Consider the following 12,316-nt stretch of genomic DNA (forward strand, 5'->3'; position numbering starts at 1 on the left):
GGCGGGGTGCCGTAGCGCAGCGCTCTTGAGGGCTCGGCAAGCGAAGGGTAAGGTATATAAAATATTTATGCTAGGAGTGTGGTCGGTGACGGTCGGAGGAGCGGCGCGAGGGCTCGACCCGTTGGTGATGCCGGGGCGCATGTGGGTGAACGGTGCGTGGGTCGCGGCGCGGTCGGGGCAGACCTTCGCGGTAGTGGACCCCGGCAGGGGCGAGACGGTCGCCCGGGTTCCGGAGAGTGGTCCCGAGGACGTCGACAGGGCGGTGAAGGCCGCGCGTCAGGCGTTCGTGGACGAGCGGTGGCTGCGGCTTTCCGGAGCCCAGCGGGCGGTGGTCCTATGGCGTGTGTCCGAACTCCTCGAAGCCCACGTGGACGAACTCAGCCGCCTGGAGAGTCTGGACGTCGGGATGCCGGTGGCTCAGGCGCGGATGATGCTCGGCGAGGCGGTGAACCAGTTCCGTTACTTCGCCGGTTGGGCCGACAAGATCCATGGCAGGAGTGTCGAGATCGGGCCCGCCGAGCGCCGCTTCCAGGGGATCACCCTCAAAGAACCCGTCGGCGTCGTCGGCATGATCGTCCCCTGGAACGCGCCGATGATCGCGACTTCGCAGAAGCTGGCTCCCGCCCTGGCCGCGGGCTGCGCCTGCGTGGTCAAGCCCTCCGAGGAGGCGCCGCTCACGACCCTGGCGATCGGACGCCTGCTCCTGGAGGCCGGGATCCCCGAGGGCGTGGTGAACGTGGTGACCGGCAAGAGCGCCGCCGGCGCCGCCCTCGCGGCGCACCCGGACGTCGACAAGGTCTCCTTCACCGGTTCCACCCAGGTGGGCCGCCTGATCGTCGAGGCGGCCGCGGGCAACCTCAAGAAACTCCAGCTCGAACTGGGCGGCAAGTCCCCCGTGATCGTGCTGCCGGACGCGGACCTCTCAGAGGTCATCCCCGGGGTCGCCATGGGCGTCTTCTGGAACAGCGGCCAGATCTGCACCTCGGGGACGCGCCTCTTCGCCCACCGGGATGTCTTCGACGAGGTGGTCGAGGGAGTGGCGGAGTACGGTCGGTCGCTGCGGATCGGCTACGGCACCGAGCCGGACGTGGACCTCGGACCGCTGATCTCGCACAGGCACCTTGACCGGGTGAGCCGGCACGTGGATGAAGCGGTCAAGGACGGAGCCTGGCTGGTGGGCGGGGGGTCCCGGGTGGGGGAGAGGGGGTACTTCTACGAACCCACCGTCCTGGCCGACGTGGACCCCTCGATGCCTATCGCTCGGGAGGAGGTGTTCGGACCGGTGCTCGCGGCCATGCCCTTCACCGAGGTCGATGAGGCGGTCGCCAGGGCCAACGACTCGGTCTACGGTCTTGCGGGAAGCGTGTGGACCAGGGACGTCGCACGGGCCCACACGATCGCCCGCAGACTCCGGGCCGGTCGGATCGGCGTCAACGTGCATCGCGCAGGGGGGGTCCAGATGCCCATCGGTGGCTACAAGCAGTCCGGCTGGGGCCGCGAGAACGGACCCGAGGCGGTGGAGGAGTACCTGGAGACGAAGTCGGTCGTCACCCTGCTCGACCGCTGAGCGGAGCAACACCGGCCGGACACTCCGCGGAGCTCCATGACCGTCGCCGAGCGGTTGCGCGTTCGTAGGATGGCTTTGTGGCAGACCACGTGCCCGGTGCCGGTCCGCGTTCGGCGCCCCGGGCTCACAGGCCGGACCGTTGCTCCGAGTCGGGCCGCGCCCGCCCGTGTCGGTGAACCGGCCTACGGCTTCCACCCCTCGGGACCGCCCGCGGTGCCGGATCCCGTGCTACGCGAAGGAGTGCGCATGTCCTCGACCATGACCGCCTTGTACGGCGGTACCGGCCCCGAATGGGAGCTCCGTGAAGTGCCCGTCCCTACCCCGGGCCCCGGTCAGGTGTTGGTCCGGGCCCGGGCCGCCGCCCTGAACCACGCGGACGCGGCGGTCCTGGCCGCCGCCGACCCGACGGCCGGCGGCACGGGCGTGCCGTACCTCGCCGGGTACGAGTTCGCCGGCGAGGTCGTGGCCCTGGGGGAGGGGGCGGCCGGCCCCGGGGTCGGTACGCGGGTGATGGGCACGACGCCGGGCAGCTTCGCCCAGTACGTCCTGGTCGATCACCGGCATGCCGTCCCCGTTCCCGGCAGTCTCGGGTACGAAGAGGCCGCCGCGCTGCCCACGGGGCTGCTCACCGAGCATGGCGCCCTGATGAGCGGCGGCTTCGAGGCGGGGCAGTCGGTCCTGATCACCGGTGCCACGTCGAGCGTCGGCCTGATCGGCGTCCAGGCCGCCAAGGCCCTCGGTGCTTCGACGGTCGTCGCCACGACCCGTACGGCCGCCAGGGGCGCCCTGCTCCGGGAGATCGGAGCCGACGAGGTCGTGGCCGCGGCGGAGCAGAACCTCACGGAGGCCGTCCTGGAGCTCACCTGCGGCGAGGGCGTCGACCTCGTCCTGGACCATGTGGGAGGCCGAACCTTCGCCGACTGCCTGCCGGCCACCCGTGTCGACGGCAGCGTGGTCAACATCGGCCGCCTCGACCGGGCCGAGACCACTATCGACCTGGACGTTCTGTCGTACCGGCACCTGCGTGTCCGCGGGGTGTCTTTCGGATTCTCCCGGCCCGAGATGCTCGGTGCCACCCTCTCCGGGGCGGTGAGTGCGCTCGCGTCCGCTCTCCTCGACGGGAGGGTGCAGCCGCTCATCGACAGCAAATACGACTTCCGCACCGCCTCCGAGGCAGTGCGGAGGCTCGCCTCTCACCAGGCACTCGGGAAGATCGTCCTGGCAGTGCACTGACGGGCACAGTCAGCATTCGGTCAGCATGCGTCGTCGGGCGTTCCCGGAGGACTGTCTCAACAGGTGCCGGTGACGGAGTGAAGACCTAAGACCGTGTCCTATGTGGTGAGGCGGGCGAGGCGCTTGCAGCAACAGAGAGCGGCGGCGAGCCCAAGGAATGCCAGGTAGTTGCAGCGGTCCCGGTTTGCGGCCGGGCACATCGGCGCACCGGCCGCAGATCGACCGAAGCCCCAGCTCATCCGGTCGCGGGGTACACGTTCATGTCGATGCCCACCGCGGCGTACTGGTTGATCGCGTACATGCTCGCGCCGTCGTAGAGGCCGCGATCCTTGCCCGTCCGGGCGTCGAGGATGACGCCTTCGGCGTCGGCGGTGGCGTAGACGGCACCGTGGAAGGCGTTCTTGACCTCGGGCTTCTTCCAGGGGTCGTCCTCGGAGATGGTCCAGAGCACCTTGCGGCTCTGGGCCTCGATGCCCCGTGCGATCTCCTTGGTGTCGCAGACGACCACGGACCGATGGTCGTAGAAGCAGTGGATGAAGCTGCCGCTCGGTCCGCTGGGGACGGGCTCGCCCGTACGGCTGTCGCGCAGCCAGCCCGCGACGAAGAAGCCGCCTCCCACCTGCTCGACCTCCACGTCGGAGGGGAGTTTCGACTTGTCCGTGCTGGTGCTACTCGGATGTTGTGCGACCCGCCTGGCGATGGAACCTGGGCGGGGCACACAGGCATACGGTGCGGCTCACACCAAGGCGCCGGTTCGGCCGGCGAACTCTCGGAGCCCCGGGATGCGTGCGGGCCCGTACAGCAGGTTCGTCGTAAGGGCACGGAGGGCCGGCCGGCGTGCTTCCTGGGGGGCTTCCTGCTCGACGCGGCGCAGGGCGGCGAAGGTCTCGGTGCCCTGGCCCAGGGCATGGTGCATCCGCGCGATGTCGGTCCAGGCCCTGGCTCGGCGCTCGGCGGTCGGGATGTGGTCGACGTTCAGGCGGTCCGCGACCATGACGCCCTCGTCGGGGGTACCGAGGGTGTTGTGGACGCTGATGCGGTAGAGATCGACCTGCGTGCGGGTGGCCTCGACGGTGAACAGGCCGCGTGGTGCCTCGGGGCGTCGTGCGGTCTCGTCCTCGGCTTCGTCGAGGAGGGACAACGCAGTCGTGCGGTCGCTTCCCGCTGCGGCCGAGTACGCGGCGGTCAGCAGAAGGGTCGTGCGTACCGCGGCGGTACGGGGGTCGGCGGGGTCGAGCTCGGCTGCCTGGTTGTGCAGGAGGCTGACGGCTGAGGTGCAGTGGCTGGAGCGGCGCATCGTGATGGCGAGGACGCGGGAGGCTTCGCCGACAGGGACGGGCAAGCCGCTGGAGCGCGCGGCGGTGAGGGCGCGGTCGGCAGCGACCCAAGCGGCATCCGAGTGCTCCTTCAAGGCGAGCTCGGCGGCCAGGACGTAACCGCGCGCGAGGAGCGCTGCCGCCTGACGGCGGGCGGTGCCTCCCGCCGCCTCCCGCGTGGCTTCGGCCGTGGCGAGCAGTCCGGGCAGGACCCGGCCGAGTTCGGCGTACCGCGCGGCGGTGTAATGCCGACGGGCGGCGACGACCGCGGACACGAGGTTCTTCAGCGGCACGGGGCCAGCGTCGGGAAGACGGAACAGCAGGTCGTCGAGGTCGGCGGGGGCGGCCGCTGCCGGTCCTGCGCCGACGACGGCCGTCATCCCCGTGGCCAGGGCTCCGGCCAGTACTCCTCTGCGGCGCAATGTGTCCTCCTCGTCCGGCGTCAACGTGCTTGCCACCGTAGCGATCAGGGGGCGTCCGGGCACGGTGGAACCACGTAGCTGGTCAAGGGACAGGTTCAGAGCCTTGGCGAACCGTGGCGCTGCGGCAGGGTCGAGCCGCATCTTGCCACTCTCGATCCGGGAGATCGCGGAGGCGGAGTAGCCGACGCGCTGGCCGAGCTGCCCTTGGGTGAGGCGCAGCGTGCATCGGGCGCCGCGGATGAGGGCGCCTAAATCCTGTTCGTGGATGCCCATGGGTACCTCCTGCACACCGACGGGCGCACGACGGTAGCGGGAGTGCGGACAGGCCGGTAGGGGCGTGCGGTTGCACGGCATGTGCCGGTCTCGCACACCGTGTGCGAGGGCAGGTCGACAGGCCCCCGCAGGCATCGGTACGGCGGGACGGTGGTGCCTCGCAGACGGGCGGCCGCCCCGGCCGTTCCGCTGCTCGCACCTCCCGAGGAGGTTCCATGGAGCATCAGCCAGACCGGCTGCGCCTCGTCATCGGATCCGACGACGCGGGCCGACCCTACAAGGACGCACTCGCCGATGATCTGCGCGCGGATACCCGCGTCGCGGTCGTCCGCGACATCGGCGTGGGCGACCAGAGCCGTGCCCCGTACCCCCGGATCGCGCTCGCTGCCGCTGAACACGTCGCCGCCGGCCGTGCGGACCGGGCGCTGCTGGTGTGCCACACCGGCCTGGGAATGGCCATCGCCGCGAACAAGGTGCCCGGGGTCCGGGCCGTCACGGCGCACGACGTGGTGTCGGTCCGGGCCGCGGTCCTGTCCAACGACGCCCAGGTCCTCGCGCTCGGGCAGGGCGTCATCGGTCTTGCCCTGGCCCGGCGCCTGGTCGACGAGTGGCTGGCCCACCGCTTCGTGCCGGGCGCCTCGGCGGCGGTGAAGCTCGCCGCGATCGGCGACTACGAGCGGCGCCGTGCGAGCGGTGCGGCGGCCGGGCGGGGGCGCTGACGATGGCGGTGGACATGAGCACGGTCCCGGACGTCGACCCGCTGCTCCTGCGCTGGCCGGCCGAGCCGCAGCAGGGCGGCTGGTACACCGACGCCGAGCACCAGGCGCTGGCCCGGGTCATCGAGGAGTCGGACGACTGGCGCACCGGCTGGCGTCAGGCCGCGTACCTGGGCGAGTTCGAGGAGGCGTTCGCGGCGTACTGCGGTGCCGGGCACGCGGCCGGGTTCAACTCCGGCGGCACCGCTCTGGAGATGGTCTTGCGCGCCCTGGGACTGGAGGACGGCGACGAGGTGGTCTCCTGCGCGGTCAACTTCGTGGGCCCGCACGTCGCGGTCATCGGACAGGGCGGGCGCCTGGTGCTCGCCGAGTCCGAGCCGGACACCCTCGGCCTCGACCCCGTCGACACCGAGCGGCGCCTGACCCCGCGTACCCGGGCGATCCTGCTGACCCACTGGAACGGGGCCATCGCCGACGTCCAGAAGTTCGAGGAGCTGGCCGCGCGGCACCCGCATCCGGTGCACGGGCCGCCGAAGGTGATCGTGGACGCCGCCCGCGCCTGCGGTGGGCGGACGCCGAGCGGCGCGCGGGTCGGTGCCGAGGGCTGGGCGACGGTCTTCTCCTTCGAGTCGAAGAAGCTCATGACGACGCTCGGGCAGGGCGGGATGGTCACCACCAGCGACCCCGCGCTCGACGAGCGGCTGCGGCTGCTGCGCGGCTACGGCGGCCTGGGGGAGTCCTGGGGTACCAACCAGATGCTGTCGAAGGCGCAAGCCGCGGTCGGACTGGTCCAGCTCTCCCGGCTGGACGAGATGAACGCGGTGCGGATCGCCCGCGCGCACGCCCGGACCCGGGCGCTCGCCGATGTCGCCGAGCTGACGCTGCCGCCGAACTGGCACGAGGGGCGGCACTTGTACTACCGGCACAACCTCCTCGTCCCCGACGCGTGGGCGGGGGCCGGCCGGGACGAGCTGATGCACGTGCTCGCCGCTCGGTACGGCGTCGGCAGCATCATCAACGACCCCATCACCCCGCACAGCAAGGCCCTGATCCGCCGCCATACCGCCGACCAGCGCGTCCGACGCGCCGAACGGCTCGCCGCCCGGCTGCTGTGCCCGGTCCTCCACCCGCAGATCAGCGACGCCGACGAGGCCGAGATCTGTGACGCGATCCGCCGGGCCGTCGCCGACGTCGCCCGCACCCGCCCCACCACCTGACCCAAGGGGAGGACCCCGATGTCCCTTCTCCAGCAGGAGATCGACCGCATCCGCGGCCGCGAGATCTCCCTCGCCGACCCCTACGAGCCGAAGGCCCCGGCCGGCCGACTGCGGATCGTTCTCGCGATGCCGTACGGACACGCCTACAGCCTGATGTGCAGCGGCCCGATGGCCCTGTACGACCTTATCAACCGCGATCCGGCGATCCCGGCCGTCGCCGAGCGGGCCGTCGAGTACGACGGTCTCGTCCGCGACGGCGCCCGGCTGCGGCCGCCCGCCGGGGAGACGTACCGCAGCATTGAGTCCCCGGCGCCGGTCGCGGACGCGGACGTCCTGGGCGTCTCGGTGACCAACGCCGGCGGCCTGCACCAGGTGCTGCGGCTCCTGGACCTCGCCGGGATTCCGCGCCGCACCGCCGACCGCGTCCCGGGCCGCCACCCGCTCGTCGTCGGCGGCGGCCCGGGCCTGACGAACCCCGAACCCCTCGCGGACTACCTCGACGCCATCGCCCTCGGCGAGGCCGAGCAGTCCGTTCCCGAGCTGCTGCACGTAGTGCACACGTACCAGCTCGACCCCGGCCCGGTGCCGCTGCACCAGCAGCTCGCCCGAATCCCCGGCCTGTACGTCCCCGCCGCCTACGAGCACGACCCGGCGCCCGGCGGCGGTGTGACCGCGGTCAGGCCTGTGGCGCCAACCGTTCCGGCCCGCGTCCACGCCCCCTACCTGTCCGTCGCCGAGCTGCCGGCCGCGCACTTCTGTTCCCCGGTCAGCGACGGGAGTGCCGCCGTCATCACCCCGGTCCTCGGCTGCCTGCACGAGTGCCACTTCTGCACCCTGGGCGTTCCCGAGTTCCGCCAGGCCCCGCTCGACCTCCTCATCGGCTACGTCGACCGTCTGGAGGCCCATGGCATCCGCCAGATCATCGTCAGCGCCCCCACCTTCACCCAGTACCGGCACAAGCGCGCGTTGCTGGACCACATCCGGGCCTACGCCGACCGGGCCGCTGCCAAGGGCGAGAAGGTCTCCACGATCATCGGATCCGTCCGGGCCGACGAGATCACTGCCGACTACCTGACGGCCCTCGCCGAACTCGGCGACTTCGGGCACCTGTTCACTGAGCTCGCCCTCGACCGGCCCCGGGGCATCGTCACCATCGCCCCCGAGTTCGCCGCCCCGGATCTGGTCGCCCTGTACGGCAAGACCCTCAAGCGCGAGCGGGTCGACAAGGCGATCGACCTCTGCCGCACCAGCGGAACCGTCAGCGCCGTGATGCTGTACTTCATCGTCGGCGCCCCCGGCGAGACGCCCGCCGACCGGCACGCCATCGCCGACTACGCCCGCGACGTCCGCAAGCGGCTCGGCGACGGCGACACGGCCGTGATCGTCAAGCTCACCCAGTTCCAGCCCACGCCCGGCACCCTCGGCCAGCGCCTGGCCATGGCCGACCCGGACACCGTCCAGGAGTACGTCCGGCAGATCACCGCCACCCTGCGCGACCTCGTCGGCCCGGCCGCCTTCGCCCGGCACTACCGTGTCGAAGGCCCCTCCACGGCGCGCATGCACCTGGAGGCGGTGTGCCTGCGTGGGGACCGGCGCATCGGCCACGTCCTGGAAGACCTCTACGACGCCGGCACCGACCCGCACACCCTCACCCGCGACCAGTTCGCCGCCGCGCTCGCCGCGCGCGGCCTGGACTACGACCACCACCTGCGGCACATGGACGACACCGTGCTGCCCTGGCACACCGTCGACTCGGTCAACCCTGCCGCCGAGCAGCAGCTGGCGAACGCGCTCACGAAGAGGAAGGCCCGCCCGTGATCCATCCCGTCCTGCCGCTGCACCCCGGCAAGCACGCCTTGCCCGCGGTCGCGGACCCGGCCGAACACGCCCGTCACGTCCGCACCCGCGTCCCCGAGGCGACCCTCGCCGATCACGACGGCGCCGTCCTCGTCTACCAGGACCGCGTCCTGAACCACATGGTCGCCGACTACGGCGGCCGCCGCACCGACTGGGTCCGCGGCAACCTGCGCCTGATCGAGCGGCGCGGCCGGCGCCTCGCGGTCTGCGGCGGCTTCGGCCCCGGCGCCCCCGCCGCCGCCCTCGTCCTCGAACAGCTCCTCTCCCTCGGCATCCGCCGCGTCATCACCGTCGGCACCGCCGCCTCCCTCCACACCAGCCTCACCCCCGGCAGCCTCGTGGTGTGCACCCGCGCCCTGCGCGACGACGGTCTGTCCCACCACTACCTGCCGCCCGGCCGGTACGCCGATCCCTCGCCCGGGCTGACCCGGCATCTGGTCGGCGCCCTGCACGCACGGGACGCCGAGCCCCGGCGGGGAAAGGGCTGGACCACGAGCGCCGTCTACCGGGAGACGGCCGCCGAGGTGGCCCACTACGGCGCCCTCGGCGCCCTGACCGCGGACATGGAGGCCGCCGGCGTCTTCGCGGTCGCTGAGCACCGCGGCGCCGACGCCGCCGCGGTGCTCGCCGTCGCCGACAGCCTCGCCGACCGCCGACCCCGCCGCGACCACCCCCGCACCGAGGCGGCCCTGCACACCGCCGTCGAGGCCTCGCTCGCCGCCCTGACCGCTGCCGCACGCGAGCAGCCGCACGACTAAGGTGGGCCGTCTCCCAGATGACGAGACGGCGACGGGCAGGTTCCCGGCGCGGAGAAGGACCGGATCTTCGTGAGCACTGGCGCACCCCGCGTCGGGGCGGTCGTTCTGACGATGAACGACCGCCCCGACGAGTTCCCCAAGGCCATGAACTCCCTCCTCGCGCAGGAGGGCGTCGACCTGGACGTGGTCGTGGTCGGCAACGGCTGCGCCCCCGACCAGGTCCCGGCCGGCGTCAAGACCGTCACGCTCACGGAGAACGTCGGCATCCCCGAGGGCCGCAACGTCGGCGCACGGGCGGTCGACGGGGAGCTGCTGTTCTTCTTCGACAACGACGCGGTCCTGCCCGACCCCCGAGCCCTCGCCCGCCTGGCCGCGGCCCTGTGTGACGAGCCGGCCCTCGCCTACGCCCAGCCCCGGATCGCAGACCCCGAGACCGGCATCACCGTCCGTCGCTGGGTCCCCCGCCTGCGCGCCGGAGACCCGACCCGGCCCGGCATCGTGACGGTGATGGCCGAGGGCGTCGTCATGATCCGCCGCAGCGCGTTCGACGACGCCGGCGGCTGGCCCGGCGACTTCTTCCTGTTCCACGAGGGCATCGACCTCGCGTGGCGGCTGTGGGACCAGGGCGGTACCGGCCGCTACCTGCCCGACATCGTCGTCCACCATCCCGCGACCAACCCCGCCCGCCACGACCGCTTCTACCGGCTCAACGCCCGCAACCGCGTCTGGCTCGCGAAGAGGAACCTTCCCGCGCCCCTGATCCCCCTCAACCTCGCCGCCTTCGTCCTGCTCACCCTGTGCCGATTCCGGGACCGGGCGGCCCTCCGCGCCACCGCGGCCGGCTTCCGCGAGGGCCTGCGCGGAGGCCATGGACCACGCAACCCGATGAGCTGGCGTACCGTCGTCCGCCTCACCAGGGCCGGACGCCCCCCGATCGTCTGACCTCCCATCGGCATGGAGAGAGCGGGCCGGGAGGGCGACTGTGCCTGTTACTCCTGCGGACCTCGGTAGATGTTCGAGACGCTCTCCAATGCGGCGTGCCACGGGTACGTGGCCGGGTCGCCCTGCCCCGGCGGGTTCGGCACGAACCCGCCCTCGCCGTACACCACGCGGACGCCGGCGCTGCGCAGGGTTTCGATCGACCGCTCGAACTGCGGGTGCGCGACGTACGCCTGGTTGACGCACGGCATCATCGCCATGGGGATGCCCTTGCCGATGCCCTCGGCGACGACGCCGACGAGCCACTTGTCCGTGATGCCGAGCGCCCAGGCGTTCACCGTGTTGAAAGTCGCGGGCGCGACGAGGATGGCGTCCGGCTCGGGCCAGACGTCCGGCTGCCCAGGGGAACGGTAGTCCCAGCGGACGGGTCGGCCCGTCAGGGCGGCGAGGCCGTCGAGGGATTCATGGAGCCAGCGGGCCGCTGTCGGGGTGAGCCCCAGGCAGACGTCCCAGCCGTCGGCCTGCGCCTCCTCGATGACCCGGGCGATGTCGAAGACGGGGGGCGCCGCGCTGCTGAACAGGTACAGGGTCCGTGTACTCATGGATCTATCCGATCACATGGAATCGCCCCCGATCCAAGGGAGTCGGGGGCGAAGCCGTCTCGCGCAGCTCCGGGCGCGAGTAGCGTTCCAGATGTCGAGTCAGGAACGGAGTACTAGTATGCCTATCTCGGGCGACGACCACACCGGAATCCGCATCAAGGAACAGCGCCGGCTGGCGAGATTGACTCAGCGCGAGCTCGCTGACCGGATCCCGTACTCGTACAGCTGGCTGACCCAGGTGGAGTGCGGAGCGCGACCGGCCAGCGTCGACTTCACTGCCGCCGTGGCACGAGCACTGAGGATCGACGTCACTGTGCTGACAGGCCAGCCCTATGTGACCCAACTGCAAGAGGACCGCCTGGCGGAACTCATCCGCCCCATCCGTGAAGCCATGGACGTGTACGACCTCGGCGACGACCCGGCGCTGACGACCCGTACCGCCGGCGAGCTGGTCGACGCCGTCGAGGATCTGTGCGCCCAGGTGCGGGCGGCCCACCTCCACGCCGTCGCGGCCGCCCTCCCAGACCTCATCACCGAACTGACCGCGTTGTGCTGGCGGACGCCGACCACGGAGCTGTGGCGAGCGCTTGCCGCCGCCTACCGGACCGCCCACGACGTCACCGTGAAGATAGGGTATTTCGACCTCGCGGGCGTTGCCCTCGACCGGCTCGGGTGGGCAGCGGAGCGGGCATCGGATCCGTGCCTCGCCGCCATACGGCAGTACTTCCGTGCGCTGGTCTACTTCCGGGAAGGCGAGTACGCGATCGGCCGGCGCCTGATCCGCTCCGGCCACGCCGTCCTCGACCCGGGCGACCAGTCCCGCGAAGCACTCGCGGTGGCCGGCCAGCTCCACCTCGGCGGGTCCGTCCTCGCCGCGCGGGCCGCAGACCGGAGCGCGGCCGCCGATCACATCGCGAGCGCCCGCGAGCACGCGTCACGGGTCGGGGACGCGAGCCGTATCCACTGGCTCAGCTTCGGCGACACCAACGTGTCGTTGCACGAGATGAGCGTCGCCATGGAGATGCGGCGGTACGACGATGCCCTGCGGCAGGCGAAGGCGATCCGGCTGCCGGCGAGCATGGCGACGTCGCGCCGGTCGCACTACTACATCGACAGGGCCCGCGTGGAGATGGAGCTCGGGCACACCGAGGCGTCGTTGAAGTCCCTGTGGACCGCGAGGCGGGCCGCGCCCGAGCCGACCCGCTACCACCCGCAGGCGAGGGAGACCGTGCGAGGCCTCGTCCACGTCTCCCGCCGCACTCCGGAGACGCTGGGCAACATGGCGGCCTGGATCGGCCTGTAGGCAGGGAGAGAGAACTCTCACCGAACTGAAAGAGTTCCGGCCCTCCGGCCTCGCCACGATGGTCTCGACACTGATCAACGACGAGGTCGGGGGCGCTACATGGCGAGCCACGA

The 12,316-nt window shown here is 71.7% G+C and carries 11 protein-coding genes and 1 pseudogene; 8 read left to right on the forward strand and 4 right to left on the reverse strand.

Features of this window, described 5'->3' with window-relative positions:
- Nucleotides 1–139 precede the first annotated feature (139 nt).
- The gene (locus tag ACF1ED_RS36125) at nucleotides 140–1,567 is read left to right on the forward strand and encodes an aldehyde dehydrogenase family protein (protein ID WP_391767616.1); all 1,428 of its coding nucleotides are present in this window, start codon (nucleotides 140–142) and stop codon (nucleotides 1,565–1,567) included.
- Nucleotides 1,568–1,813: 246 nt separating this feature from the next.
- Nucleotides 1,814–2,800 carry a zinc-binding alcohol dehydrogenase family protein gene (locus ACF1ED_RS36130; RefSeq protein ID WP_391767599.1) on the forward strand — a complete coding sequence of 329 codons (987 nt, stop codon included), beginning with the start codon at nucleotides 1,814–1,816 and terminating at the stop codon, nucleotides 2,798–2,800.
- A gap of 98 nt (nucleotides 2,801–2,898) precedes the next feature.
- Here ACF1ED_RS36130 and ACF1ED_RS36135 read toward each other — a convergent pair.
- The 3 genes and pseudogenes from ACF1ED_RS36135 to ACF1ED_RS36145 all read right to left on the reverse strand — a co-directional run.
- Nucleotides 2,899–3,081, reverse strand: a pseudogene (locus tag ACF1ED_RS36135) (IS5/IS1182 family transposase); the annotation flags it as partial.
- Nucleotides 3,036–3,434 carry a hypothetical protein gene (locus ACF1ED_RS36140; protein WP_391767600.1) on the reverse strand — a complete coding sequence of 133 codons (399 nt, stop codon included), beginning with the start codon at nucleotides 3,432–3,434 and terminating at the stop codon, nucleotides 3,036–3,038. The pseudogene ACF1ED_RS36135 and the gene ACF1ED_RS36140, both read right to left, overlap by 46 nt.
- Before the next feature lie 102 nt (nucleotides 3,435–3,536).
- Nucleotides 3,537–4,811, reverse strand: coding sequence for a helix-turn-helix domain-containing protein (locus ACF1ED_RS36145; protein WP_391767601.1), 1,275 nt, complete (start codon nucleotides 4,809–4,811; stop codon nucleotides 3,537–3,539).
- A 215-nt stretch (nucleotides 4,812–5,026) separates the two neighbouring features.
- On the opposite strand from ACF1ED_RS36145, the gene ACF1ED_RS36150 reads away from it, so the two are divergent.
- The 5 genes from ACF1ED_RS36150 to ACF1ED_RS36170 all read left to right on the forward strand — a co-directional run bounded on the left by ACF1ED_RS36150 (nucleotide 5,027) and on the right by ACF1ED_RS36170 (nucleotide 10,301).
- A complete protein-coding gene (locus ACF1ED_RS36150; protein ID WP_391767602.1) occupies nucleotides 5,027–5,530 on the forward strand; it encodes an RpiB/LacA/LacB family sugar-phosphate isomerase in 504 nt (167 codons plus the stop codon).
- 2 nt (nucleotides 5,531–5,532) lie between these two features.
- Nucleotides 5,533–6,744, forward strand: a complete 1,212-nt coding sequence (locus ACF1ED_RS36155; RefSeq protein ID WP_391767603.1) for a DegT/DnrJ/EryC1/StrS family aminotransferase — start codon at nucleotides 5,533–5,535, stop codon at nucleotides 6,742–6,744.
- An 18-nt stretch (nucleotides 6,745–6,762) separates the two neighbouring features.
- On the forward strand, nucleotides 6,763–8,562 hold the full coding sequence (locus ACF1ED_RS36160; RefSeq protein ID WP_391767604.1) for a B12-binding domain-containing radical SAM protein: 1,800 nt from the start codon (nucleotides 6,763–6,765) through the stop codon (nucleotides 8,560–8,562).
- Nucleotides 8,559–9,359, forward strand: coding sequence for a nucleoside phosphorylase (locus tag ACF1ED_RS36165; protein WP_391767605.1), 801 nt, complete (start codon nucleotides 8,559–8,561; stop codon nucleotides 9,357–9,359). The genes ACF1ED_RS36160 and ACF1ED_RS36165 overlap by 4 nt, the downstream gene beginning before the upstream one ends.
- 69 nt (nucleotides 9,360–9,428) lie before the next feature.
- Nucleotides 9,429–10,301 (forward strand): glycosyltransferase family 2 protein, encoded by an 873-nt coding sequence (locus ACF1ED_RS36170; protein WP_391767606.1) that lies wholly within the window; start codon nucleotides 9,429–9,431, stop codon nucleotides 10,299–10,301.
- Nucleotides 10,302–10,348: 47 nt separating this feature from the next.
- Here ACF1ED_RS36170 and ACF1ED_RS36175 read toward each other — a convergent pair whose 3' ends face one another.
- Entirely contained in the window at nucleotides 10,349–10,900 is a 552-nt protein-coding gene (locus tag ACF1ED_RS36175) for a flavoprotein (RefSeq protein ID WP_391767607.1), read from the reverse strand.
- Between the two features lie 118 nt (nucleotides 10,901–11,018).
- Here ACF1ED_RS36175 and ACF1ED_RS36180 point away from each other — a divergent pair, with 118 nt between their 5' ends.
- Complete coding sequence (locus tag ACF1ED_RS36180) at nucleotides 11,019–12,203, forward strand: helix-turn-helix domain-containing protein (protein ID WP_391767608.1); 1,185 nt, start codon at nucleotides 11,019–11,021, stop codon at nucleotides 12,201–12,203.
- Nucleotides 12,204–12,316: the final 113 nt, after the last annotated feature.

This window comes from Streptomyces sp. NPDC014656, assembly GCF_043084305.1.
Classification (GTDB): Bacteria; Actinomycetota; Actinomycetes; order Streptomycetales; family Streptomycetaceae; genus Streptomyces.

Bases quoted from the DNA above. Each gene is read 5' to 3' on its own strand.
- ACF1ED_RS36125 (WP_391767616.1), top strand. From the start codon at position 140: ATGTGGGTGAACGGTGCGTGGGTCGCGGCGCGGTCGGGGCAGACCTTC.
- ACF1ED_RS36130 (WP_391767599.1), top strand. From the start codon at position 1,814: ATGTCCTCGACCATGACCGCCTTGTACGGCGGTACCGGCCCCGAATGG.
- ACF1ED_RS36145 (WP_391767601.1), bottom strand. From the start codon at position 4,811: ATGGGCATCCACGAACAGGATTTAGGCGCCCTCATCCGCGGCGCCCGA.
- ACF1ED_RS36150 (WP_391767602.1), top strand. From the start codon at position 5,027: ATGGAGCATCAGCCAGACCGGCTGCGCCTCGTCATCGGATCCGACGAC.
- ACF1ED_RS36155 (WP_391767603.1), top strand. From the start codon at position 5,533: ATGGCGGTGGACATGAGCACGGTCCCGGACGTCGACCCGCTGCTCCTG.
- ACF1ED_RS36160 (WP_391767604.1), top strand. From the start codon at position 6,763: ATGTCCCTTCTCCAGCAGGAGATCGACCGCATCCGCGGCCGCGAGATC.
- ACF1ED_RS36175 (WP_391767607.1), bottom strand. From the start codon at position 10,900: ATGAGTACACGGACCCTGTACCTGTTCAGCAGCGCGGCGCCCCCCGTC.
- ACF1ED_RS36180 (WP_391767608.1), top strand. From the start codon at position 11,019: ATGCCTATCTCGGGCGACGACCACACCGGAATCCGCATCAAGGAACAG.